29 protein-coding genes and 2 pseudogenes are annotated in these 24,364 nt (G+C 40.5%); 25 read left to right on the top strand and 6 right to left on the bottom strand.

The features are described 5' to 3' along the window. Nucleotides 1-248: 248 nt before the first annotated feature. Nucleotides 249-917, top strand: a complete 669-nt coding sequence (locus tag K1I97_RS01115) for an MIP/aquaporin family protein (RefSeq protein WP_223331004.1) — start codon at nucleotides 249-251, stop codon at nucleotides 915-917. Between the two features lie 94 nt (nucleotides 918-1,011). On the opposite strand, the gene trxA is transcribed toward K1I97_RS01115, so the two are convergent. The 3 genes from trxA to K1I97_RS01100 all read right to left on the bottom strand — a co-directional run bounded on the left by trxA (nucleotide 1,012) and on the right by K1I97_RS01100 (nucleotide 2,040). Then, the gene (gene trxA, locus K1I97_RS01110; protein WP_001029581.1) at nucleotides 1,012-1,326 is read right to left on the bottom strand and encodes a thioredoxin; all 315 of its coding nucleotides are present in this window, start codon (nucleotides 1,324-1,326) and stop codon (nucleotides 1,012-1,014) included. 15 nt (nucleotides 1,327-1,341) lie between these two features. Beyond that, nucleotides 1,342-1,563 (bottom strand): DUF4649 family protein, encoded by a 222-nt coding sequence (locus tag K1I97_RS01105; RefSeq protein WP_009730461.1) that lies wholly within the window; start codon nucleotides 1,561-1,563, stop codon nucleotides 1,342-1,344. Between the two features lie 96 nt (nucleotides 1,564-1,659). After that, the gene (locus K1I97_RS01100; RefSeq protein WP_143989374.1) at nucleotides 1,660-2,040 is read right to left on the bottom strand and encodes a MarR family winged helix-turn-helix transcriptional regulator; all 381 of its coding nucleotides are present in this window, start codon (nucleotides 2,038-2,040) and stop codon (nucleotides 1,660-1,662) included. 196 nt (nucleotides 2,041-2,236) lie between these two features. Between K1I97_RS01100 and K1I97_RS01095 the strand changes: the two genes are divergently transcribed. Both K1I97_RS01095 and K1I97_RS01090 read left to right on the top strand, forming a co-directional pair. Then, nucleotides 2,237-2,611 (top strand): CidA/LrgA family protein, encoded by a 375-nt coding sequence (locus K1I97_RS01095; protein WP_061415609.1) that lies wholly within the window; start codon nucleotides 2,237-2,239, stop codon nucleotides 2,609-2,611. Continuing rightward, nucleotides 2,608-3,303, top strand: coding sequence for an LrgB family protein (locus tag K1I97_RS01090; protein WP_223331005.1), 696 nt, complete (start codon nucleotides 2,608-2,610; stop codon nucleotides 3,301-3,303). Before K1I97_RS01095 ends, K1I97_RS01090 begins: the two co-directional genes overlap by 4 nt. A 31-nt stretch (nucleotides 3,304-3,334) precedes the next feature. Here the strand turns inward: K1I97_RS01090 and K1I97_RS01085 are convergent, their stop codons facing one another. From K1I97_RS01085 to K1I97_RS01075, 3 genes are read right to left on the bottom strand one after another with little or no spacing between them, the layout of a single operon-like run. Next, a complete protein-coding gene (locus K1I97_RS01085) occupies nucleotides 3,335-4,069 on the bottom strand; it encodes a hypothetical protein (RefSeq protein ID WP_223331006.1) in 735 nt (244 codons plus the stop codon). Nucleotides 4,070-4,084: 15 nt separating this feature from the next. Next, entirely contained in the window at nucleotides 4,085-4,780 is a 696-nt protein-coding gene (locus K1I97_RS01080; RefSeq protein WP_223331007.1) for an ABC transporter ATP-binding protein, read from the bottom strand. A 4-nt stretch (nucleotides 4,781-4,784) separates the two neighbouring features. Further along, the gene (locus K1I97_RS01075; RefSeq protein ID WP_223331008.1) at nucleotides 4,785-5,150 is read right to left on the bottom strand and encodes a GntR family transcriptional regulator; all 366 of its coding nucleotides are present in this window, start codon (nucleotides 5,148-5,150) and stop codon (nucleotides 4,785-4,787) included. Nucleotides 5,151-5,287: 137 nt separating this feature from the next. Here K1I97_RS01075 and nrdR point away from each other — a divergent pair, with 137 nt between their 5' ends. The 22 genes and pseudogenes from nrdR (at nucleotide 5,288) to K1I97_RS00960 (ending at nucleotide 24,359) form a co-directional block, all read left to right on the top strand. After that, nucleotides 5,288-5,761 carry a transcriptional regulator NrdR gene (nrdR, locus tag K1I97_RS01070; RefSeq protein WP_001203677.1) on the top strand — a complete coding sequence of 158 codons (474 nt, stop codon included), beginning with the start codon at nucleotides 5,288-5,290 and terminating at the stop codon, nucleotides 5,759-5,761. Continuing rightward, nucleotides 5,762-6,925: a DnaD domain protein gene (locus tag K1I97_RS01065; protein WP_223331009.1), complete on the top strand. Its 1,164-nt coding sequence runs from the start codon at nucleotides 5,762-5,764 to the stop codon at nucleotides 6,923-6,925. Further along, complete coding sequence (gene dnaI / locus K1I97_RS01060) at nucleotides 6,926-7,822, top strand: primosomal protein DnaI (protein ID WP_007521157.1); 897 nt, start codon at nucleotides 6,926-6,928, stop codon at nucleotides 7,820-7,822. It abuts the gene before it with no gap. Further along, nucleotides 7,819-8,532, top strand: coding sequence for an NADPH-dependent oxidoreductase (locus K1I97_RS01055; RefSeq protein WP_223331010.1), 714 nt, complete (start codon nucleotides 7,819-7,821; stop codon nucleotides 8,530-8,532). Before dnaI ends, K1I97_RS01055 begins: the two co-directional genes overlap by 4 nt. Nucleotides 8,533-8,545: 13 nt before the next feature. After that, a complete protein-coding gene (der, locus tag K1I97_RS01050) occupies nucleotides 8,546-9,856 on the top strand; it encodes a ribosome biogenesis GTPase Der (RefSeq protein WP_001207684.1) in 1,311 nt (436 codons plus the stop codon). Nucleotides 9,857-10,084: 228 nt separating this feature from the next. After that, nucleotides 10,085-10,957 carry a TPM domain-containing protein gene (locus tag K1I97_RS01045; protein ID WP_223331011.1) on the top strand — a complete coding sequence of 291 codons (873 nt, stop codon included), beginning with the start codon at nucleotides 10,085-10,087 and terminating at the stop codon, nucleotides 10,955-10,957. 208 nt (nucleotides 10,958-11,165) lie between these two features. Continuing rightward, nucleotides 11,166-11,762, top strand: coding sequence for a LemA family protein (locus K1I97_RS01040; protein WP_223331012.1), 597 nt, complete (start codon nucleotides 11,166-11,168; stop codon nucleotides 11,760-11,762). Nucleotides 11,763-12,148: 386 nt separating this feature from the next. Then, nucleotides 12,149-12,793 (top strand): annotated as a pseudogene (locus K1I97_RS10275) (DUF4956 domain-containing protein). A gap of 127 nt (nucleotides 12,794-12,920) precedes the next feature. Continuing rightward, entirely contained in the window at nucleotides 12,921-13,613 is a 693-nt protein-coding gene (locus tag K1I97_RS01025; RefSeq protein WP_223331015.1) for a phosphoglycerate mutase, read from the top strand. A gap of 126 nt (nucleotides 13,614-13,739) precedes the next feature. After that, nucleotides 13,740-14,441: an ABC transporter ATP-binding protein gene (locus K1I97_RS01020; RefSeq protein ID WP_223331016.1), complete on the top strand. Its 702-nt coding sequence runs from the start codon at nucleotides 13,740-13,742 to the stop codon at nucleotides 14,439-14,441. Continuing rightward, nucleotides 14,437-17,142, top strand: a complete 2,706-nt coding sequence (locus K1I97_RS01015) for an FtsX-like permease family protein (protein WP_223331168.1) — start codon at nucleotides 14,437-14,439, stop codon at nucleotides 17,140-17,142. The genes K1I97_RS01020 and K1I97_RS01015 overlap by 5 nt, the downstream gene beginning before the upstream one ends. A 144-nt stretch (nucleotides 17,143-17,286) precedes the next feature. Then, entirely contained in the window at nucleotides 17,287-17,556 is a 270-nt protein-coding gene (gene rpsO / locus K1I97_RS01010) for a 30S ribosomal protein S15 (protein ID WP_001018251.1), read from the top strand. A gap of 377 nt (nucleotides 17,557-17,933) precedes the next feature. Beyond that, nucleotides 17,934-18,212 carry a TIGR04197 family type VII secretion effector gene (locus K1I97_RS01005; RefSeq protein WP_223331017.1) on the top strand — a complete coding sequence of 93 codons (279 nt, stop codon included), beginning with the start codon at nucleotides 17,934-17,936 and terminating at the stop codon, nucleotides 18,210-18,212. Then, on the top strand, nucleotides 18,209-18,568 hold the full coding sequence (locus K1I97_RS01000) for a hypothetical protein (RefSeq protein WP_223331018.1): 360 nt from the start codon (nucleotides 18,209-18,211) through the stop codon (nucleotides 18,566-18,568). The genes K1I97_RS01005 and K1I97_RS01000 overlap by 4 nt, the downstream gene beginning before the upstream one ends. Beyond that, nucleotides 18,558-20,189 (top strand): annotated as a pseudogene (locus K1I97_RS00995) (T7SS effector LXG polymorphic toxin). The gene K1I97_RS01000 and the pseudogene K1I97_RS00995 overlap by 11 nt, the downstream one beginning before the upstream one ends. A gap of 10 nt (nucleotides 20,190-20,199) precedes the next feature. Further along, nucleotides 20,200-20,805, top strand: coding sequence for a TipC family immunity protein (locus tag K1I97_RS00990; RefSeq protein WP_000721868.1), 606 nt, complete (start codon nucleotides 20,200-20,202; stop codon nucleotides 20,803-20,805). Continuing rightward, a complete protein-coding gene (locus K1I97_RS00985; RefSeq protein WP_223351600.1) occupies nucleotides 20,738-21,268 on the top strand; it encodes a hypothetical protein in 531 nt (176 codons plus the stop codon). The genes K1I97_RS00990 and K1I97_RS00985 overlap by 68 nt, the downstream gene beginning before the upstream one ends. A gap of 10 nt (nucleotides 21,269-21,278) precedes the next feature. Then, a complete protein-coding gene (locus tag K1I97_RS00980; RefSeq protein ID WP_223331020.1) occupies nucleotides 21,279-21,887 on the top strand; it encodes a TipC family immunity protein in 609 nt (202 codons plus the stop codon). A gap of 12 nt (nucleotides 21,888-21,899) precedes the next feature. After that, nucleotides 21,900-22,508 (top strand): TipC family immunity protein, encoded by a 609-nt coding sequence (locus K1I97_RS00975; RefSeq protein WP_223331021.1) that lies wholly within the window; start codon nucleotides 21,900-21,902, stop codon nucleotides 22,506-22,508. Nucleotides 22,509-22,512: 4 nt separating this feature from the next. After that, nucleotides 22,513-23,127, top strand: a complete 615-nt coding sequence (locus K1I97_RS00970; RefSeq protein WP_223331169.1) for a TipC family immunity protein — start codon at nucleotides 22,513-22,515, stop codon at nucleotides 23,125-23,127. A 4-nt stretch (nucleotides 23,128-23,131) separates the two neighbouring features. Then, nucleotides 23,132-23,740 (top strand): TipC family immunity protein, encoded by a 609-nt coding sequence (locus K1I97_RS00965; RefSeq protein WP_223331022.1) that lies wholly within the window; start codon nucleotides 23,132-23,134, stop codon nucleotides 23,738-23,740. A gap of 4 nt (nucleotides 23,741-23,744) precedes the next feature. Next, the gene (locus tag K1I97_RS00960) at nucleotides 23,745-24,359 is read left to right on the top strand and encodes a TipC family immunity protein (RefSeq protein WP_223331023.1); all 615 of its coding nucleotides are present in this window, start codon (nucleotides 23,745-23,747) and stop codon (nucleotides 24,357-24,359) included. Nucleotides 24,360-24,364 lie beyond the last annotated feature (5 nt).

The raw sequence follows: 24,364 nt of genomic DNA, 5'->3' as shown, positions 1-24,364 counted from the left end.
GCGATACCGTTCAAATGTTCTATAAAAGAATAGCAAAGGTTTACAAATGAGCCTCGATAACGATTCTTGAAACCCCTATCAACGCTATACTAATAGTATACACCTTTGAAAAAAATGTTTCAAATAAATGACTCTATTGTATAACAGGATTCAAATGAAGCCTCAACAAAAATTTTCAAGTCATTTTTCTTGAATCCGCTCATTTGTTTTGGTAAACTGGTACATAGTTTTGAAAAAGGAGACTTATCATGAAAAAATTTGTTGCTGAATTAATCGGTACTTTCATGCTTGTGTTCATCGGAACAGGAGCTGTTGTTTTTGGAAATGGTCTTGATGGCCTTGGACACCTTGGAATTGCTCTTGCCTTTGGTTTGGCAATCGTGGTAGCAGCTTTCTCAATCGGAACTGTTTCAGGCGCTCACTTGAACCCAGCTGTTTCGATCGCTATGTTTGTAAACAAACGTTTGTCATCTTCTGAGCTTGTAAACTACATCCTTGGACAAGTAGTTGGAGCTTTCCTTGCGTCAGCTGCAGTCTTCTTCCTCTTGGTAAACTCAGGCATGTCAACTGCTAGTCTTGGTGAAAATGCCTTGGCAAACGGTGTAACTATCTTTGGTGGTTTCCTGTTTGAAGTCATCGCAACTTTCTTGTTTGTTTTAGTGATCATGACCGTGACTTCAGCAAGTAAAGGAAATGGTGCGATTGCTGGTTTAGTGATTGGTTTATCATTGACAGCAATGATTCTTGTGGGATTGAACATCACTGGACTTTCAGTAAACCCAGCTCGTAGCTTGGCGCCTGCTGTATTGGTAGGTGGCGCAGCCCTTCAACAAGTATGGATTTTCATTCTTGCACCAATCGTTGGTGGCGTTCTTGCAGCACTTGTTGCTAAAAACTTCCTTGGAACAGAAGAATAATAAGCAAAAAGAGCCTTGCTCCCCAATTTGAGGAACAGGGCTTTTTCTATGCAAACAAAAAAGCACTCCCTTTTTGAATGGGAGTGTTTCGTGATTAGCTCAATTCAGCAACGATGGCCTTGATTTGTTCCGCAGTATGAACACCCGCAACTTGTTTCACCACTTGGCCGTCTTTTTTGAAGAGAAGAGTTGGGATAGACATGATTCCAAAGGCACGAGCTGTGTTTGGATTTTCATCAACGTCCATTTTGACGATTTTCAAGACATCTTCTGAAAGTTCTTCAGACAATTTATCCAAAATCGGTCCTTGCATACGACATGGACCACACCAAGTTGCCCAGAAGTCTACCAAGACCAAACCGTCTTTTGTTTCTTGTTCAAATGTTGCATCTGTAATTGCTTTTGCCATTGTATTTCTCCTTTTTTAGTTATATTGGCTTAAATCTTGTTTCATGAGATAGAAGAAGACATCTCCATAAGTCCCATGGTAGTCCAAATCATGCCCATTATAGGTTAATTTTTGAACTGGATAATAGTCTGCGACACCGATAAGGCAAGCTTGTTGAGAACGTTCAAAGTCTTCATAAGACTCGAAAGTCATGGTTCTCTCTTGCTTGCTGGCGTCTAGATAGGTAATTTCGATCATATAAAACTCCTTTATTCGATCTTGACTTTATTGTACTCCTTGAAAAGAGGAATGTCAAGAAAAATGATTGCGCACGCAACTTTTTTAAAAATCTGATTAAGAAATGAAGTCAAGACTCGTCTCCAGTCTTTCTTCGACGGCCTTTTGTAGATAAGCTAGGGTTGTTTGTCCTTCGTCAGTCAGGCAGATAAAACTAGCTCGTCTATCCTGATCGCAACATCTGCGACTAAGTAAACCGCAGTTTTTTTCTTCTAGTCGAGCTACCATTCGAGAAACAGCGCTCGGACTAAGATGGAGTTTATCGGGTAAATCAATCTGTCGTAAGGATTTTTCATCAGCTAGATCCAGATAGTAGAGTAGATAAAACTCTTTTAAGGTCAACCTTTGTTCACTCTGCTGGGCAATGGTTTCTTCCAACAAGGCTTCTATTTCCTTTTGACGACGGTTGTAGTCAAACCATTTTTCCAAATAGGTCATTGCTTTCTCCTTTCTTTTCAAAGTTAAAATTACAAAGTCATTACTGACTGGCTTTGTAACACAAGATGATTGCGCATGCAATGATTATACTACTTTTAACTAATCCTTGCAAGAAAGAAAAATTTCGATATTTCCTTGAAATTTTCTGAAAAAAGAGTAAACTGGTATGCAAGAATTCTATTTCAAGGAGTTTGAGATGAAGTTATATGTTCAATTAATGATTCTCTTTGTGATTTCTCTAATCGGTGAGGGAATCTCTAGTTTCTTACATCTGCCAATCCCAGGCAGTATTATCGGTTTGATTATTCTTTTTCTAGCCCTGCAATTCAAGTGGCTGAGGACCAGACATGTCAATATGGTCGGAAATTTCTTGCTGGCCAATATGACCATTCTCTTTTTGCCGCCAGCAGTTGGAATCATGGAAAAGTTTGATGTGATTGCCCCTTATCTTTTGCCCATCGTCTTGATTGTCTTTTTTGCGGCTGTCATCAACATTATCCTCATCGCTCTAGTGGTTCAGTTTATCAAGAGACGATTTGAGGGAGATTATGAGAAAGGAGATGCCAAATGAGTGAATTTGTATCCAATCCTCTGTTTGGGCTTGCCCTGTCTATCCTAGCTTATCTATTGGGGATGTTGATTTACAGACGTTTTCCCCATCCATTGACAACGCCCTTGCTTTTGTCAGCTATTTTTATCATTATTTTCCTTAAGGCGACGGGTATTTCTTATCAAGATTATTACCAAGGTGGGGTTTATCTGAACAACTTGATAGTCCCATCGACAGTGGCCCTAGGAATTCCGCTTTATAAGAGCTTTCATCTGATGAAGCACCATGCTCGCAGTATTCTCTTTGGTAGTCTGCTAGCAGTAGTTGTCAATACTAGCTTCACTGCTATAGTAGCGAAAATATTTGGCATGGACTTTTTCCTAGCTATTTCTCTTTTTCCCAAGTCAGTGACAACCGCCATGGCAGTGGGAATCACAGAAAAATTGCAAGGTTTAACAACTGTAACCTTGGTCGTCGTAGTGGCGACTGGGATTTTAACCAGTGTTATCGGGCCAACACTTTTGAAGTGGTTGAAAATAGATGATCCAGTAGCTGTAGGCCTTTCCCTTGGAGGAACGGGACACGCTGTCGGAACGGGAACGGCCTTTCGATACGGCTCTGTAGCCGGCGCCATGGGTGGTTTAGCTATCGGTGTCACCGGTATTCTCTATGTCTTTGTCAGTCCCATTGTAGCCAGTTTGATATTGAGTTAAAGAAAAACCCAGCTTTCTAGCTGGGCATTTTTTATTGCAAGTTAACCTTGTTTTTTAAGATATAGTAGGTACCGAGATAGTAAATGATTCCTAGAACTAAGTTTTTCAGGAAGTTTGTAATCATGAGCGTGTCAATCTGATCATCGACCTTGAAGAAGAATCCTATATAAGAAACGACGATAGAAATCACAATGTAGGCTAAAACAGCGAGGGCTGTGCGGTATTCATTGAAAAGTTGGCCGATTGAAATTGAAAGATAGATAGATAAAATCCAAGTGGCTGAACCTGTAAGAAGAGAGAGTCCGTAAAGCCAACCGTAACCGAGATAAGGAGACATAAGACGATAGAGGGTTGGGATTTCTTTCACTACAGGAGTGAGAGAGAAGATGATAAGAACACTTAAGATAAATACAATATAACTCAATATTGACCAGATTAGACCACCCAGCAGTTTAGCCGAGATAATCTGGTGCTCAGAGACAGGAAGAGTCAATGTCAGATAGCCCTGACGGTCATAGACACTTCCCTTAAATCTTCGGATGATTAAGAAGATAGTTGCAATCCAAAGAGTAACGCTGAGCCCTCCAAAAGCCAACAGCAGAAGTATCAATAGATAAGGTGAATTATTGCTATAACTATTATAGGTATGACTAATGCTAGTGATGGACATACTTATCAGTACAGAAATGGCAAGTACAGCTCCATAGAGCGCCAAATACCATTTGTTAACATTTTTAAATTCATAACGAACTAGATTCCAAAACATAATAATCTCCTTTAACTAAGCCTTGAACTCTTGGCGGAAGAGCTGGTCAATTGACTCGCCTGACTCATAACGAACATCGTCCACATTCCCTTGGCGGACGACTTTTCCATTTTTCAGGAAAATGATTTCATCTAGTACGGATTCAATATCTGAAATCAAATGGGTTGAAATCAAGACGCTTGAGGTTGAAGAGTAGTTATTGATGATAGTATTTAAAATATAGTCACGGGCAGCCGGATCCACACCACCAATCGGTTCGTCGAGCACGTAGAGACGAGCTTCTCGACTCATAACGAGGATGAGTTGAACCTTTTCTTTATTTCCTTTTGATAACTGCTTGAGACGGCTGTCTTCGCTGATTTCGAGGTCTCGGAGGAGTTTCTGAGCTCGCTCAAGATTGAAATCTTGATAGAAGGTTTTAAAGTAAGCTAGAGCTTCCTTAACCTTCATTTGTTCATTCAGATAAGTCGTATCTGGCAGATAGGAGACAATGGCCTTGGTAGCAGGACTAGGATCCATGTTGTTAATAAGGACACGTCCTTGGTCTGGTTGAAGAAGTCCGTTGATCATCTTGATTAAGGTTGTTTTTCCAGATCCGTTCGGACCAAGGAGCCCAACAATTTTTCCCGCGGGAATCTCAAGAGAAATATTGTCAAGGGCTGATGTAGCTCCATAAGATTTTGATACATTTTCAAATGTTAGTAGTGTCATAGTCTTAAACTCCTTTGATATAGCTGTTTAACACAGAAGGCAGCTCTTCTTTTTTATAACCAAATTGAAGCATTCCAGTTACAAAATCATGTAGTTGTTCCTCGGATAGTTGCTTACGGGTTTGGACAATTAGGTCCCGATTTTCTGTCACAAAACGTCCTGTTGTACGTTTGCTGTGGACTAACCCTTCACGCTCAAGGTCAGACAGGGCGCGCTGAATGGTATTGGGATTGACCCCAACTTCGCTCGCTAGTTCTCTTACGGTAGGGAGCTGTTGGTTGGGCTCCAGTTCATGGGAAACAATCTGTAATTTGATTTTTTCCATAATCTGCAAATAAATGGGTTTTGTATTATCAAATGACCAGGACATCATAGTCTCCTTTCCTTTTTATTGTTCTAATTGGATAATACAATAAAACAAAAAACTTGTCAAGTAAAAATAAGAATTGTTTTGGGAATTGCTTAAAAAATGGTATAATGAAAAGAAAACGACAAGGAGGGAAATGCATGCGTTGTCCAAAATGTGGGGCTACCAAGTCTAGTGTTGTTGATAGTCGACAAGCCGAAGAAGGAAATACCATCCGCCGAAGACGTGAGTGCGACGAGTGTCAGCATCGTTTTACAACCTATGAACGAGTAGAAGAGCGAACGCTGGTTGTCGTCAAAAAAGACGGTACACGAGAACAGTTTTCAAGAGATAAAATCTTTAATGGGATTATCCGCTCAGCCCAGAAGCGCCCTGTTTCGAGTGATGAAATCAACATGGTGGTCAATCGTATCGAGCAAAAACTCCGTAGTCGCAGTGAGAACGAGATTCAAAGTGAATACATTGGAGCCTTAGTCATGGAAGAATTGGCAGAGCTTGATGAGATTACCTATGTTCGTTTTGCCAGTGTTTATCGTAGCTTTAAGGATGTGAGTGAGTTGGAGAGTCTGCTCCAGCAGATCACCCAGTCCTCTAAGAAGAAAAAGGAAAAATAGATGAAGCCAAATGACCGTTTTTCTTTTCTAAAGAATAATCGGGTGTCGCAAGATACCTCTTCCCTGGTGCAGTGCTACCTCCCGATTATCGGTCAGGAGGCGCTGAGCCTCTATCTATATGCCATTACCTTTTGGGATGGTGGACAAAAGGAACACCTTTTTGCCAACATTCTTAATCATTTGAATTTCGGGATGAATACGCTTCTCCAGTCTTTTAAAATCTTATCTGCTGTGGACTTGTTGACTCTTTATCAAAAGGGAGAAACCTATGAATTGCAGCTTCATTCTCCCCTTTCAAGTCAGGAATTTTTAAGTCATTCTGTCTATAGCAGATTATTAGAGAGAAAGATTGGGGATACAGCTGTTTCTGCTATGAAACAGGCTCCAAGTGAGGGAGAAGCACTCTCTGTTTCTTTGAGTCAAGTTTTTCCAAACCTGACTGAAGAAGTGATACCAATCGAGTCAAAAAGCAAGTTAAAAAATGATTTTGACTTGGAACATTTTCAGCGCCTGATGGCTCGAGATGGCTTGCGTTTTGAAGACGAGCAGGCGGATGTGTTAGAATTATTTGCTATCGCAGATGAAAAAAAATGGACCTGGTTTGAAATCTATCAATTAGCCAAGGCGACAGCGGTGGCTCAGGTTATTTCAGTCAAACGCATGCGTGAAAAGATAGCACAAAAGCAGGTTTCTTCTGACTTTAGCCCCAAAGAAATGACCATTATCAGGGAAGCCAAAAATAAAAATCCCCTACAATTTTTAGCGGAAATCAAGCAAACGCGTAAGGGGAGCATCACCCAAAGTGAAAGAGAACTCCTTCACCAGATGGCGTCTTTAGGTTTGTTGGATGAAGTCATCAATATCGTCTTGCTTCTAACCTTTAACAAGGTTGATTCGGCAAATGTCAATGAAAAATATGCCATGAAGGTCGCAAATGACTATGCTTATCAAAAAATTCGGACAGCAGAAGAGGCTGTGCTTCGGATTCGAGAGCGTCAGCAAAAAGGCCAAGAAGACCAAAAATCAAAAACTAGCTCAACTAAGACAAATGTTCCCAAGTGGAGTAATCCAGAATACAAGAATCAAACCAGTGAGGAAACTCGTCTGGAACTAGAACGCAAAAAACAAGAAATGTTAGCCCGATTAGAAGAAGGAGGAGACTAGATGGAAAGTGTTGGTGACGTTATCAAACGTCAGACAAGTCGTTTTCAGTATCAGGACCTAGTCCAGCAGATCATGAAAGACCCAGATGTAGCGGCTTTTATCCAGAAAGAATCCCTCAGCCAAGAGGAGTTAAATCGTAGCATCTCCAAGTTCAACCAATATATCACAGAACGGGACAAGTTTCTTCGTGGGGATGCGGACTATATAGCGCGTGGCTACAAGCCTATCTTGGTCATGAATCACGGTTATGCGGATGTGTCTTATGAAGAAACACCAGAACTAATCGCGGCAGAAAAAGAGGCTGCAATTAAGAATCGTCTTAAGTTGATCAATCTACCAGCAAGTCTCAAGAAAGCGAAGTTGGCTCAGATTGACCTGGATGATCTAGGACGGTTGCCGATTTTTGAGAGACTCTATTCCTTTGTTGACCTTTACCCAAGTATCCGAAAAGGCCTCTATCTTTACGGAGATTTTGGTGTTGGAAAGAGTTTCATGATGGCAGCCTTAGCTCACGACCTATCTGAAAAACGTGGGGCCTCAACAACTATTCTCCATTATCCAAGTTTTGTCATTGATGTGAAAAATGCCATCGGTGAAGGATCTGTGAAGACTTTGGTGGATGACATTAAGTTAGCTGAAGTTCTGGTCTTGGATGATATTGGTGCAGAGCAGTCGACTCCTTGGGTGCGTGATGAGATTCTCCAAGTCATTCTTCAGTACCGCATGCAGGAAGATTTGCCGACCTTCTTTACTTCCAACTTTAATTTCCAAGATTTGGAAAAACATTTTGCCAAAGGAAAGAATGGAAATGATGAGACTTGGGAAGCTAGACGGGTTATGGAACGAATCCGTTATTTGGCTGAGGAGACAAGACTAGAAGGAGAAAATCGCCGATGACAGAAACCATTAAACTGATGAAAGCTCATACTTCAGTTCGTCGCTTTAAGGAGCAAGAGATTTCTCAAGAACACTTAAATGAAATCTTGACAGCTGCTCAAATGGCGTCATCTTGGAAAAATTTCCAATCCTACTCTGTGATTCTTGTGCGCAGTCAAGAGAAGAAAGATGCTCTTTATGAATTAGTTCCCCAGGAAGCCATTCGCCAGTCAGCAGCCTTTTTGCTTTTTGTCGGTGACTTGAACCGAGCTGAAAAGGGAGCAAGCCTTCATACGGACAGTTTCCAACCTCAAGGAGTGGAAGGTCTCCTTATCACGTCTGTGGACGCTGCGCTTGCGGGGCAAAATACCTTGCTTGCAGCAGAGAGTCTGGGATATGGTGGTGTTATCATCCGTTTGGTCCGTTACAAGTCAGAAGAAGTGGCAGCGCTTTTTAACCTGCCTGACTATACCTACCCTGTTTTTGGGATTGCCCTTGGTGTGCCAAATCAACAACATGATGTCAAACCAAGACTGCCTTTGAACCAAGTGGTATTTGAAGAAGAATACCAAGAACAGCCAGTAGCGGCGATTTTGGACTATGACAAAGTACAGGCAGACTATGCTGGTGCGCGTGCGACGACCTCTTGGAGTCAACGTTTGGCAGAGCAGTTTGGTCAAGCCGAACCTAGTTCAACTCGGAAGAATCTAGAACAGAAAAAGTTATTGTAGAAAGTGAGAAAACATGGCCTTACCAACTATTGCCATTGTGGGACGTCCCAATGTTGGGAAATCAACCCTATTTAATCGGATCGCTGGTGAGCGGATCTCAATCGTAGAAGATGTCGAGGGTGTGACACGTGACCGTATCTATGCGACGGGTGAGTGGCTCAATCGTTCCTTTAGTATGATTGATACTGGAGGGATTGACGACGTCGATGCTCCCTTCATGGAACAAATCAAGCACCAGGCAGAAATTGCAATGGAAGAAGCCGATGTCATCGTCTTTGTGGTGTCTGGGAAAGAAGGAATTACGGATGCGGATGAATACGTGGCCCGCAAACTCTATAAAACCCATAAACCTGTTATCCTAGCGGTTAACAAGGTTGACAACCCAGAAATGCGAAATGATATTTTTGATTTCTATGCGCTAGGATTAGGTGAACCACTGCCAATTTCGTCTGTCCACGGTATTGGTACGGGTGATGTACTGGATGCTATTGTGGAGAATCTACCACACGAAGTCGAAGAAGAAAATCCAGACGTGATTAAATTTAGCTTGATTGGCCGTCCTAACGTTGGAAAATCAAGTTTGATTAACGCTATTTTGGGAGAAGACCGCGTGATTGCTAGTCCAGTAGCTGGAACAACGCGTGACGCCATTGATACCCATTTTACAGATGCTGATGGACAAGAGTTCACCATGATTGATACAGCTGGTATGCGTAAGTCAGGTAAAGTCTACGAAAATACGGAGAAATACTCTGTCATGCGTGCCATGCGTGCCATTGACCGTTCTGACGTGGTTTTGATGGTCCTCAATGCCGAAGAAGGTATTCGTGAGTACGACAAGCGTATCGCAGGTTTTGCCCACGAAGCCGGTAAAGGGATGATTATCGTGGTCAACAAGTGGGATACACTTGAAAAAGACAACCACACCATGAAGAAATGGGAAGAGGATATCCGTGAGCAGTTCCAATATCTGCCTTACGCACCGATTGTCTTTGTGTCGGCTCTTACCAAGCAACGTCTCCATAAACTGCCTGAGATGATCAAGCAAATCAGCGAAAGTCAAAACACACGTATCCCTTCAGCTGTCTTGAACGATGTTATCATGGATGCCATTGCTATCAATCCAACACCGACAGACAAAGGGAAACGCCTCAAAATCTTCTACGCGACTCAAGTGGCAACCAAGCCACCAACCTTTGTCATCTTTGTCAATGAAGAAGAACTCATGCACTTCTCTTACTTGCGTTTCTTGGAAAATCAAATCCGCAAGGCCTTTGTCTTTGAAGGAACGCCGATTCACTTGATTGCAAGAAAACGCAAGTAAACCTTGCTTGTTTTCCTATAAAAATAAATTGAAAGAAGACTGTGGGGTCTTCTTTGTTCTATTTTAAGGGAGCGAAAAAAGCTTATCAATTTGAAGTGGAAATCTGTCATCAAAATTCAATCAATTTTCTAGTTTTTGTAATCTATTTGTAATGAAAATGCACTTTTTTTGTAAAAATCAAAATGCTATAATTCCTTAAATCAATTTTCCTTTATCAGGGAGGTTATTATGAAAAGAATCAGATTATTTAAAAATAGTTTGTTGGTTCGCTTGCTTGGATTGTTGATGGTCTTTCTCTTCTTGTCAGCATTCACAGCACCTGAAAAACCTGAGTATGGGATTTATGATCCGGATCATTATCTAACCGAGGAGACAATCAGACTGATTCGAGGCTTGAACAAGGTAAATAGTCAAAAAACAGAAAAATTCCAAATGGGCGTTTACGTTATGAAAAGCCTAGATGGAGAAACAATCGAAACAGTCGCCAATGAAACAGCTAGAGCTTGGAAAATTGGCTACTCGGGAGATAACCATGGTGCCTTGGTCGTCGTAGCAGTCCAAGATAGAAAATCACGGATTGAAACCAGTAATAATGTGGCCAGTAAGATCACAGACTATCAGACTCACAGGTTCTTGACAACAGCACGCCCTTATTTTCAAAAGGGAGACTACAATAATGGAGTTCTCTCAATAGTAAACAATCTCAACTACATGTTCTATAGTGGATCGAGTACGACTGCTTCAAGTTCTAGAAGTAGTTACGACTATACCACCAACTCTAGTCGCTTAAGGGAACTTGAAAGGTATGCTGGTGAGAGCAGTTCTTCGAGACGGCATCGAAAAAGCAGTTCGAGTGATGGAGTTATCGGATTTGGAATTCTCATTTACTTCATCGTGATGATCATCGGATTTATTTCTGGAGGTCGTGGTGGCGGTTCACATGGCGATGATTCTGGCGGTGGCTGGTGGAGCGGTGACTCATCAGATTCAGGATCCTCTTGGTCTGACTCAGGTTCTTCTTGGTCTGACTCGGGCTCCGATTCATCTGGTGGCTGGGACGGCGGTGGTTTTGATGGTGGCGGTTCGTCTGATGATTGGTAAACCATCACAGACAGATGCAAATATAATGAGGTTTCTCTAACGTTACCGCAATTGACTCTTTAATCAAGGGCGAGAAACTAAACCTTTGGAAAATTGATTTAAGAGATGGAACTAGCTATAAAGGTTCAAGTCCATCACCGTTGAACTCGGTTTCTATACAGAGACTATTCTCAGAAAAGTTGATAAAAGAAAGTGTTAAGGTTTTGATATGAAACAAAATAAAGTAATTCTCTCAATAGTGGCGATTTTCTTTGGACTACTAGTTCTAGGAAGTTGTTCTGCAGTGGCAACCTATAATGGTCTGGTTGGTGAACAGACTAAAGTGGAGCAGGCTCAGGCCGATGTCTCGACAGCCCTCCAACGTCGTTCGGACTTGATTGGTAACTTGGTAGAGTCCGTTAAAGGACAAATGAATCATGAAACCGAAGTCTTTACCAAGATTGCTGATGCTAGAGCTAAAATCGGTAGTAGCTCCGTGACATCGGAAGAAAACCAAAAGGCTCAGGGAGAGTTGAGCTCAGCTCTTTCCCGCTTGATTTCCTTGACGGAGAATTATCCAGAACTCAAGAGCAATCAAAATGTTGAGCAACTAATGGTTGAACTTGAGGGAAGTGAAAATCGTATCTTTGTAGCACGCAAGGATTATAACAAGGTCGCAGCTGGGTACAATCAAAAATTGAGAAGTTTTCCAACCGTGCTCTTTGCGAATATGATGAACTTTAAAGAGGCTGAAACCTTCAAAGAAACAGAAGAAGCCAAGACAGTTCCTAAGGTCGATTTTGGAACATCTTCATCAAGTCAATAAAGTGAACTAGCTCTGTGAATAGGGGAAATTCTTTAGCATGAATCCTGATTTTAGAGCTCAAATCTTGGGAAAGTTAGGTCCCTTGTCTACTGTAGTGATCCGTGTCAGCTGAAATTTGGAGAGGACCAAAAATTGGACCTCTCTTTTTTGATATTCAAATTGATGAAAATCCTGATTTTGAAGCTATCAACATTTTGGGAGCGCTTTCAGAGGATAATAGGGAAATCAAGGTTTCTGGCCAGTATCCGACCTGATTGGCAAAGATTTTAAACGGGCATGGGCTAGAATATCAATTCTTTTCAAAATATGATAAGGCTTATCTAAAAGCAAATGAGCTCACGAAGCATCCACTTGTCTAGTATAAAGGAGATGAAGATGCTTTTCCGATATTCAATAGTATTTATTTGGCAGCTGAGGTCAAGATTAATCCCCTAGCCTTCGTTCTCGCCGTAGCAACAAATTTAGTTTTAGGGATCATCCTAGCAATGGTTTATAAGCGCCAAACCATCTATACAAAAGAGTTTGTAGTCACCTTTTCCCTCTTGCCAGCCATTATTTCCATTATCATCTTTTTGATGAATGGAAATTTAGGTACTAGTGTGGCCGTGGCAGGGACTTTCAGCCTCATTCGATTTCGATTGGCTGCAGGAGGTGCTAAAGAACTCCTAGCTGTCTATATGGCAACGGCTGTTGGTATTACAGTCGGTATGGGATTTGTTGCCTTGTCAATCCTCTTTACACTGATGATTTCGCTTGTTTGGATAGCGCTTGAAAACAAGACGTTATGTGACAATGAAAATTCCAGCAAGTTCTGATTATGAGCTGCTTTTTGAGGCAATTTTTACGGCAAACTGTAAAAATGTTGAGATGATCGCTATCGAATCAGCCGAAAATAAAATGGTCAAGCTGGAATATGTAATTGATCTTCTTCCGAAATCAGTGATAGCAAATTGATGCACCAGTTCTTGGCCTATAAAGACATTTTATCCATGTCCATCTCCAGAGTCACAAAAAAGAAAAAAATCTTATAAGGTGGAAGAGAAGAGGAAGAGGCTCTTCTCTTTTTAGTTGATTTTAACTAGCTTTTTTGTGAAAAATTGTGTAAAATAGAATAGATAAACGAGGGAAACCTCGAAAAATTAAAGGAGAATCCATCTAATGGTAAAATTGGTTTTTGCTCGCCACGGTGAGTCTGAATGGAACAAAGCTAACCTTTTCACTGGTTGGGCTGATGTTGATTTGTCTGAAAAAGGTACACAACAAGCGATTGACGCTGGTAAATTGATCAAAGAAGCTGGTATCGAATTTGACCAAGCTTACACTTCAGTATTGAAACGTGCGATCAAAACAACAAACTTGGCTCTTGAAGCTGCTGACCAATTGTGGGTTCCAGTTGAAAAATCATGGCGCTTGAACGAACGTCACTACGGTGGTTTGACTGGTAAAAACAAAGCTGAAGCTGCTGAACAATTTGGTGATGAGCAAGTTCACATCTGGCGTCGTTCATACGATGTATTGCCTCCTGCAATGCCTCGTGATGACGAATACTCAGCACACACTGATCGTCGTTACGCTTCACTTGACGACTCAGTTATCCCAGATGCTGAAAACTTGAAAGTGACTTTGGAACGTGCCCTTCCATTCTGGGAAGACAAAATCGCTCCAGCACTTAAAGATGGTAAAAACGTATTCGTAGGAGCTCACGGTAACTCTATCCGTGCCCTAGTAAAACACATCAAACAATTGTCAGATGACGAAATCATGGACGTGGAAATCCCTAACTTCCCACCATTGGTATTCGAATTCGACGAAAAATTGAACGTAGTTTCTGAATACTACCTTGGAAAATAATCTATAAACAGAAAGCCTAGGAATTCCTAGGCTTTTTTTGTATTTGCTTCTGGTTTCCAACTATTTGAAAAAGCGTTATAATGATAATAAAGAATGACTTAAATGTAAGAAAGAGAGAAGGACGATATGGCTTATATTGAAATAAAACACAGCTACAAGCGTTACCAGGTTGGGGATACGGAGATTGTGGCTAATCGCGATGTGAATTTTGAAATTGAAAAGGGGGAGCTGGTCATTATTCTTGGTGCTTCAGGTGCTGGAAAATCAACCGTTCTCAATCTCCTAGGAGGTATGGATACCAATGATGAGGGGGAGATTTGGATTGATGGTGCCAATATTGCCAACTATAGTTCGCACCAACGAACAAACTATCGTCGTGAAGATGTAGGTTTTGTTTTTCAATTTTACAATCTGGTCTCCAATCTGACATCCAAGGAAAACGTGGAACTGGCCTCAGAAATCGTGACAGATGCCTTAGATCCAGAGCAGGTCTTGACAGACGTAGGTCTGGCTCATCGCCTCAATAACTTTCCAGCCCAGCTTTCTGGAGGGGAGCAACAGCGAGTCTCCATTGCACGCGCTGTAGCCAAAAATCCTAAAATTCTCCTCTGTGATGAACCGACGGGTGCCTTGGATTACCAGACGGGGAAGCAAGTCTTGAAGATTCTCCAAGACATGTCTCGTCAAAAAGGAGCGACGGTGATTATCGTGACCCACAATGGCGCGCTAGCACCTATTGCAGATCGGGTGATTCACATGCGCGATGCCACGGTTAAGAGCATGACGATCAATGAGCATCCGCAGGATATCGATACCTTGGAGTATTAGCATGAAAAAAACATATCGGAAAGACCTAATTCAGTCAGTGACGACATCAAAGGGACGCTTTGTTTCTATCTTGACCTTGATGATGCTGGGTTCTCTAGCTCTAGTAGGTCTTAAAGTAGCCAGTCCAAACATGGAACGTACGGCAGAGGATTATCTCCGTAAAGCCAATACCTTGGATCTGGCCGTGATAGCTGATTATGGCTTGGACAAAGAAGACCAAGACGAACTAAAGACACTTCAAAGAGCAAGTGTTGAGTTTGGCTATATGGCAGACCTAACCGTTGAAAACAGTGAAGAAGCGGTTCGACTTTATTCCAAACCAGAGAGCATTTCAACCTTCCAAGTGACAGAAGGGCGACTGCCAGAGGCTGATGGGGAAATTGCTCTAGCTGACTTCTGGAAAGACCGCTATCAGATTGGGCAGACCATTACCTTTACTAAGAAAGAAGAAAAGTCCGTCCTAAAATCCCAAACTTTCACAATTACCGGATTTGTTCAGTCGGGTGAAATTCTTTCTAAAGAAGATTTAGGAAGTGCTAGTAGTGGAAATGGAAGCTTGGCTGGCTATGGAGTGATTTTACCCAGTCAGTTTGACTCAGATGTCTATAGTATCGCGCGTGTGCGCTATGACGATTTAAAAAATCTGGATGCTTTTTCATCAGACTATAAGACCAAACGATCCCAACATCAGGAAGAGTTGCAAGACTTGCTGGAAGATAATGGTCAAAAAAGATTGGCAAGTATCAAATCAAATGGGCAAAAGAGCCTGGAAGAGGGCAAAGAACAGCTCCAAACTGCTGAAAGCAATCTTGAAAATGGCAAGAGTCAGTTAGAGCAGGTCGAAAGTCGCTTGAAAACGCAAGAAGAACAAGCGACCGCTTTACCAGAACCACAAAAGAGTCAAGCCAAGGGACAGTTGACAAAAGCTAAGGAAGAACTGGCAACTAAAAAAGAGAAACTGGCTCAGACAGAGAGTGATCTAGCCAATGAAAAAGAGAAGCTTGAACAGCGTCAGAAAGAGCTTGATGAACTGACAGAGCCGAAATACCACGTATACAATCGCGAAACCATACCAGGTGGTCAAGGCTACCTCATGTACAGCAATGCATCGTCAAGCATTCGTTCAGTCGGGAATATCTTCCCAGTGGTGCTTTATATGGTTGCTGCGATGGTGACCTTTACAACTATGACTCGCTTTGTGGATGAAGAACGCACCAATGCTGGTATTTTCAAGGCCTTGGGTTACCGCAATCAAGATATTGTTGCCAAGTTTGTCCTCTATGGTTTTCTTGCAGGAACTGTGGGAACCATTATAGGAACACTTCTTGGACATTATCTCCTTGCCGGCGTGATTTCGGATGTTATAACAACTGGGATGGTCGTTGGTAAAAGTCAGGAGTATTTTTACTGGTCTTATAGCCTTCTTGCCCTAGCCTTAAGTTGGGTATCCAGCGTTTTGCCAGCTTATCTGGTAGCGCGGAGGGAACTACACGATGAAGCAGCCCAACTCTTACTTCCCAAGCCTCCCGTTAAAGGAGCAAAGATTTTACTGGAACGCCTGAGCTTTATTTGGAGTCGTATGAGCTTTACTCATAAGGTTACGGCAAGAAATATCTTTCGTTATAAGCAACGAATGTTGATGACCATTTTTGGAGTTGCGGGTTCAGTTGCTCTTCTATTTGCAGGTCTTGGAATTCAGTCATCTGTGGGAGGAGTTTCCGAGCGCCAATTTGAACAAATCCAGCAATACCAGATGATTGTAGCGGAAAAGAGCAGTGCAACGGAGCAAGAAAAAACAGATCTAGAAAGTGCCTTGCAAGCTGAATCTATCCACGCTTATCAAAAGATTTACTCTAAATCCATTGAAAAAGATTTCAAAGGAAAAGCAGGACTTCAGACTATCACCATGATGGTCACAAACAGAGAAGACTTCAAGCCCTTTATCACATTAGAGGAAAAGGGGCAAGAGGTGCAGGTTACCGATGGAGCAGTCGTGAGTCAAAAATTAGCCCAACTAGCAGGTGTTACGGTTGGAGACAAGCTTGAGCTTGATGGGAAGGAAATCAAGGTCGCAGCTATTTCTGAAAACTATGTTGGACACTTCGTTTATCTCAACCGAGCGACTTACGAACAAGTCTATGGCACCAGTCCGCAAGGCAATACCTACCTAGTAAAATTAAAAGAGCCAACACCTTCCAATACGGAGAAAGAAGCTGCTATCTTTATGGGAAAGGCAGCTGTTTCTGGGGTCGTCCAAAATGCGACGGCCATCCACCTCTTTGAATCCGTGGCTAGTTCGCTCAATAAAACCATGGCAATCCTTGTCCTTGTTTCCGTTTTACTAGCCATTGTCATTCTCTACAATCTCACTAACATCAATGTCGCAGAACGTATACGTGAACTTTCCACTATCAAGGTTCTCGGTTTCCATAATAAAGAAGTGACCCTCTATATCTACCGCGAGACCATGGTGCTGTCCCTTGTGGGAATTGCTCTCGGTTTGGTAGCTGGCCACTATTTACATCAATTTTTGATTCAAATGATTTCACCAGCCAACATACTCTTTTATCCTCAGGTCAGCTGGGAAGTCTATGCTCTTCCAATCGTCGCAGTGACTGTGATTTTAGCCGTACTGGGGCTCTTTGTCAATCGCCACTTGAGAAAAGTAGATATGCTCGAAGCCCTGAAATCAGTAGAGTAATTCACGGTTTTAAATAGTAAATCAGTTGACAAAGTCCTTGCTTCTTGGTAGAATAAGAACTGTCGCAAAGACAAATAACTTCTTCTTGGTTACAGGCATGCCAACCTGTCACTCGGATGAAGCCAAATAAAAAGGAGAAACATCATGGCAATCTCAAAAGAGAAAAAAAATGAAATCATCGCACAATATGCACGTCACGAAGGTGATACAGGTTCAGTAGAGGTTCAAGTTGCTGTCCTTACTTGGGAAATCAACCACCTTAACGAACACATCAAACAACACAAAAAAGACCACGCTACTTACCGTGGATTGATGAAGAAAATCGGTCGCCGTCGTAACTTGCTTGCATACTTGCGTAAAAACGACGTTAACCGTTACCGTGAGTTAATCAACTCTCTAGGACTTCGTCGCTAATCTTGCGTCTAAAACGTTTCTATACTTCGTTGCCTTCGCCTCGATGTACCATCAGTACAATCTTCGGCTTGTCGCCTAGTCTATAAGCGTTTTATCCAGCAAGAATCATGATGCTAAGGGCGATAAAAATCCGTATGAAAATAGGGAAACGACGCAGTGTTCGATGAACATAAGGAGTTTCATCTTCTTCACTAGGATTTTAGCCTAGGCTCAAATTAGCTCTCTGGATTCAGAGGGGCTTTTTGTTAGTTATAAGATTATTCTATTATCTAAATATAGTATAAACAAGGGCTTGTATTCAAAACATGGTATAATAGGCCTATATAGCTAAATGAAGTGAACTATCACTAGGGATTCGAGAAAAGGATAGGACAGTCATGTCAACAGTAAAAAGTGATCAAAATGTTGCAAAAACGTATGCGAGTCAGCTTAAAAATGCTTGTCAATCTTTAACAACTATCGCTGTGGCTAGTCAAGATGACCTAACGACTCTTCAAGGGAATAACAAGGCCCATCAATGTCTGACAAAGGATCAAAATCTAGCTAGTCAGATTACAGCCACTGTCACCCTTACTTCCAAACGACTTCACTCTGTAGCGAGTGATTTTGAAGCGCTAGATGAGGCTGCTGCCAATGGTTTTAGGAGTAATGCATGAGCAAGTTGGATGAGTTGAAGAAAAGAGAGCGAGAACTTTTGTACCAGCTAGAAGACAATGGAAAAGAGAAGTACCGCACCACAGAACTGATAGAAATCTTTGAAGGGTATGATAGAGTTAGTCACCGTTATCAAAGTGATTTGTGGGAGGCAGCCTATCAAAGCCGATATGCAGGACAGTTGGAAGAAACGCTCCTGCAAAGAAACCAACTCAAAAACCAAATCCTTGAGGACCTCAGCTACCATATGGATGATTTGAAAAAAGAAGAGTTCCGGTTAGAGGAAGACTTGGATGCGGTTTACTATGAAAGACGCAAGGAACTAGAAAGAGAGGAGGAGACGCATCATGGGCATTGATATGTATTTGGAACAATCACAACTACAAAGTTCGAGTGTAGCGACCATGTGCCAATCACAGGTGGAGGCTTATCAAGACTTGCAATCAGCCATTCAAAAATTTTCAGAGGATACGGAGAGTCTAAAGGGAGATGCTTATGATTCGGCTAGAAGTTTTTTCGCAAGTGTCTTACTGCCCTTGAGCAAAGGGGGACAACTCTATGCAGAAACCTTCTCTCAAGCTATCAAGAAATTACCAGAAGACTACCAAACGATGGTCGACACCAAGAGTTGGTGCGAGGATGATCTGCTTGATAAGATCCGCCAGGAAGAGTAAATGATTGCCTATTTATATGAAGTCAATCAATCCTTCTCCACCTTGAGCCTAGATAGCGAAAAAAAGGGGAATAATACGGAACTCATACGAGGTCACCAGGCTAATAAACGTAACTATGAAACGATTTTGAAAGACCTACGCTCCTATGATAGCTACTCAGGAGGACTGTTCGATGATCTTGCTAGTATCGATGTGCAACTGAGTCGTGGACTAGCTCAGATTGAAAGTAGTTGGGATGCAAAAAATGGGGTCTTTAAAGTCCCATCTGACCTGACTTGGGCCAACTACCTGACTGCCTATGCTGACACAAAGGATATGAAGCTCAGTCGTCAAGAGAAAGCCTTTGTCCAAACCATGATGGCAGAATACGGTTTTGACGCAGAGACAGCTCAACAGCTCTTGACCATCAAGCAAGGGATAGACAGGAAGTTCCCGACCTCTAGCCAAGAGTTTCGAGACTATATCTTTTTGCGAGTCGTTGGTGCGGTCAACTATGATGGGTTTCGGTGGAACGAAACGGCGGGTCATTTGAAAACTTATTTTTATAATGTGACTGTTGGCAGTTCGATTACAGGAAAATCAAGGACAGTAGAAAAGCCACTTCTTGAAATTTTTAAAGAACTTGGAATCAAAGATGAAACAGATGCCAAAAAATTGATTTATAATCTTAGGTTGCAACATGAACTGGCTAGTGGGAAAGCTAGTTATTCAAATAAGTTAAAATCTGAGGACCCTGAATTATATGAAACTTTCAAAAAGCGTTATTCCGAAACTTATAATAAAGAAGATGGTTTTGATAAGTTTTGGGATAGCAAACTAAAGGCTTATTCTAACAACGGAGCAGGTCACGCAGACTTTACCCACCAGTCCATCACTATGGCTACTCATCTGAATCCTAGCAGTTTCCAATTATCCGATTTCTATGGCGGTAGAGAGCGTGTCAAGGATCTTTCAGGCTGGGAAGGAGACACGACTAAAAATGCTACGGATAAAAAACCAAGTATTGGTGAAGATGACTACAAGGCAGACCTAGACTCGGTCAATCTTATTGGTCGCATGCAGAAAGGGCAATCCTATGACCAAGCTATAACTTCTTATTACTCTGACCTTCAAAAGGATTCGACTCTGAGAGAAAGAGAATTTTTGAAAAATAAAGATTGGAAACAAGTCAGAAGTACTATCTATGCCAGTATTCTTCCGTTAGAGGTTATGGAAAAAGGAGAAGATGCTATTAAAGCATATATTGAAAGTAACTATCCAGGTGTATCCAAGTTTTTAAATCGCTTGGAAGCCGTAGCGGATTAGGAGGAAATCTATGAAGAAAATACTAGGTGTTTTAACAATAGTAGTATTACTTGTATCAGTTTGTTTTTACTTCTTTACGCATCAACCTAAAAATATTTTTGATGAAATCTACCAAGAAACAGAGAAAACCTATCGCACAAATAATATTTTAAGAAATATAGAAGGTTTTGAAATTGATGATGTCTGGCCAAGTGATGGAGATTATTTTAAATATAGCCCTTTAGGAAAGTATAAGACTCTTCCGAAAGACTATCTTGAACTGAGAGTTGGATTTAATTTTGAGAAAGCGTATAGTAAAATGTTTGTTTCAGTTGAGAGAAAAGTAGCTGATGGTATGAAGCTATGGATGGTCAACAAATATAATCCAAACACTAAAACAATCAAAAAGTCAATTCAAATAGTATTATCAGGAAACGAGGATAGCTATATCGAAGACGAAGAACAGGTGAAATCCTACTTAGAAAAGTATGGTATTACTGTCAAAGATTTGGATTCTTACTACGATGAAATCGTCAATCAGAAAGTCTTGAAAGACTGGTGTTCCATCTATGACAGTAAGTACTCGCCAAGCAACTATGGCGATGTCAAGGTTGAAACCCAGTGGGAGAATTGGTGACAGGCCCCCAGATTTCACTTACCAGTCCATCACTATGGCTACTCATCTTAATCCTAATCAAGTTCAGTTAGCCGATGTCTATGGCGGTAGAGAGCGTGTCAAGGACCTTTCAGGCTGGGAGGGAGACACAACCTTTAACGCTAATGATATGAAGCCAAGTATTGGCGAGGATGACTACAAGGCAGACCTAGACTCGGTCAACCTTATCGGCCGTATGCAGAAGGGACAATCCTATGATCAAGCCATCTCTTCTTATTATGCTGACCTTCAAAAAGACTCTTCTCAGAGAGAAAGAGAATTCCTAAAAAATAAGGATTGGGATACAGTCAGAGATACTATTTATGATAGTTTGCGACCAACGGATATTAAGCTAGATGGAGAAGATGCTCTTAAAACATATATTGAAAGAAAATATCCAGGAGTGTCCAAGTTTTTAAATCGTTTAGAAGCTGTGGCAGATTAGGAGAATGATGATGAAAAAAATATTAGCTTTAATAGTGTTGTTCGCACTAATTGTATTATCCTGTTTCTACTTTTTTATCCATCAACCTAAAAATATTTTTGATGAGATTTATCAGGAGACGGAGAAAACCTATCGGTCAAATAATATTTTAAGAAACATAGATGGGTTTAAAATCAGACCCGATTGGCCTAACGATGGAGAATATTTTGCATACACCCCTTCAGGGAAATATCAAACTCATCCTGAAGGTTATAAAGACATAAGTATTAGCTTTAATTTCGGAGAAGGTATTAAAGGAATGACGATACGTTTTGAAAAAAGGATTAATTCGGATATTACCCTATGGTATTCAGCACACTATAATATGCAAAAGAAAGTGCTCAAAAAAGGGCTTGCGATTTTTGAAGAGCCAAGGCAACCAGGTCAATATCTTAATGATGAAGAAAAAGTAAGAGACTATTTAAAAAAATACAACATAACCAAAGAAGAATTAGAGAAAGACTTCGACGAAATCGTCAATCAGAAGGTTTTAAAAGACTGGTGTTCCATCTATGACAGCAAGTACTCGCCAAGCAACTATGGCGATGTCAAGATTGAAACTCAGTGGGAGAATTGGTGACAAGGTGATAACATGAAGAAAATCCTCGGTTTAGTAGCTTTAGTCTTACTAGTTGTATTATTTTGTTTTTCCTTTTTTCCTAAACAACCTAAAAATATTTTTGATGAAATCTACCAAGAGACAGAGAAGACATATCGTACAAATAATATTTTAAGAAACATAGATGGGTTTAAAATTAGTCCAGGTTGGCCTAATGATGGAGAATATTTTGCATACACCCCTTCAGGGAAGTATCAAACTCATCCTGAAGGTTATAAAGACATAAGTATTGGATTTAATTTTGGTTCAGGTATTAAAGGAATGACGATTCTTTTTGAAAGAAAGACTAATTCGAATATTACCCTATGGTATTCAGCACACTATAATATAAAAAAGAAAATCCTCAAAAAAGAGCTTGCGATTTTTGAAGAGCCAAGGCAACCAGGTCAATTTATTGATGATGAAGAAAAAGTAAGAGAATATTTAAGAAAAAATAATATTTCCAAAGAAGAATTAGAGAAAGACTTCGACGAAATCGTCAATCAGAAGGTTTTAAAAGACTGGTGCTCTATTTATGACAGCAAGTACTCGCCAAGCAACTATGGCGATGTCAAGATTGAAACCCAGTGGGAGAATTGGTGATAACATGAAGAAAATCCTCGGTTTAGTAGCCTTATTCATGATAATTGTATCATCCTGTTTCTACTTTTTTATTCATCAACCTAAAAACATTTTTGATGAAATCTACCAAGAAACTGAGAAAACCTATCGAACAAATAATATTTTAAGGCATATAGATGGCTTTGAAATTAGTCCAGGTTGGCCAAGTGATGGAGAGTATTCTAAATATTATCCATTTGGAACTTATAATAAAGACCATACCCCAGAAGAGTATTTTGAAGTCGAAATTAGTTTTAATTTTGCTACAAAAACACAGTTAAGTTCAATCTCATTTGAAAAGCGAATCGGGCCAAACGTTAGAGTTCGCTTATGGAATAAATATACTCGTAAGGATCGTATTTTAAAAAAATTTGTCAAAATAGGATTAAAGAAAGCAGATACGGAAACTTATATCGAAGACGAGGCCCAAGTAAAATCCTATCTCGAAAAGTACGGTATCACTGCCAAGGATTTGGATACTTACTACGATGAAATCGTCAATCAGAAAGTTTTGAAGGACTGGTGTACCATTTATGACAGCAAGTACTCGCCAAGCAACTATGGTGATGTCAAGATTGAAACCCAGTGGGAGAATTGGTGATAACATGAAGAAAATCCTCGGTTTAGTAGCCTTAATCGTACTAATTGTATTATCTTGTTTCTACTTTTTCATCCAACAACCTAAAAATATCTTTGATGAGATTTATCAGGAAACCGAGAAAACCTATCGGTCAAATAATATTTTAAGAAACATAGATGGCTTTAAAATCAGGGCAGGTTGGCCTAATGATAGTGAATACTTTGCATACACTCCTTCTGGGAAGTATCAAACTCATCCTGAAGACTATAAAGATATAAGTATTAGCTTTAATTTTGGAGAAGGTATTAAAGGGATGACGATTCGTTTTGAAAAAAGGATTAATTCGGATATTACCCTATGGTATTCGGCACACTATAATATAAAAAAGAAAGTACTTCAAAAGGAGCTTGCAATTTTTGAAGAGCCAAGGCAACCAGGTCAATATCTAGAGGATGAAGAAAAAATAAGAGAATATCTCAGAAAATATAATATTTCTAAAGAAGAATTAGAGCAAGACTATGACAAAATCGTCAACCAGAAAGTCTTGAAGGATTGGTGCTCGATTTATGACAGTAACTACTCACCGAGCAACTATGGCGATGTCAAGATTGAAACCCAGTGGGAGAATTGGTGACAATATGAAGAAAATCCTAGGCCTAGTAGTCTTATTCGTGATAATCATATCATCCTGTTTCTACTTTTTTCCTAAACAACCTAAAAACATTTTTGATGAAATTTACCAAGAAACGGAGAAAACATATCGGTCAAATAATATTTTAAGGCATATAGATGGGTTTAAAATCAGACCGGATTGGCCAAGTGATGACCCCAATATTTTGTATACTCCGTTTGGATTATACAACAAAGAGAAAACACCGTCAGATTATTCTGAGATAGAAATTGGTTTTAATTTTCAAAACTCACAGAAGGTTTTGTTCATTTACTCTGAAAGAAGACTATCTTCCAATGTTAGTGTAAAAATATGGGGAAGCTACAATTATAAATTAGGTGTTTTGAGTAAAGAAGCCACTATAATAAAAAAAGAAAATAATTCCAAAGTATATATTGATGATCAATCAGAGGTAAAATCCTACCTAGAACAGTACGGTATCACTGCCAAGGATTTGGATTCTTATTACGACGAAATCGTCAATCAGAAAGTTTTGAAGGACTGGTGTACCATTTATGACAGTAAGTATTCACCAAGCAACTATGGCGATGTCAAGATTGAAACTCAGTGGGAGAATTGGTGATATAT

Source organism: Streptococcus oralis, assembly GCF_019929345.1.
Lineage (GTDB): Bacteria > Bacillota > Bacilli > Lactobacillales > Streptococcaceae > Streptococcus.
The sequence above is the reverse complement of the archived record's forward strand: the minus strand, read 5'-3'. Positions and strand labels throughout refer to the sequence as shown.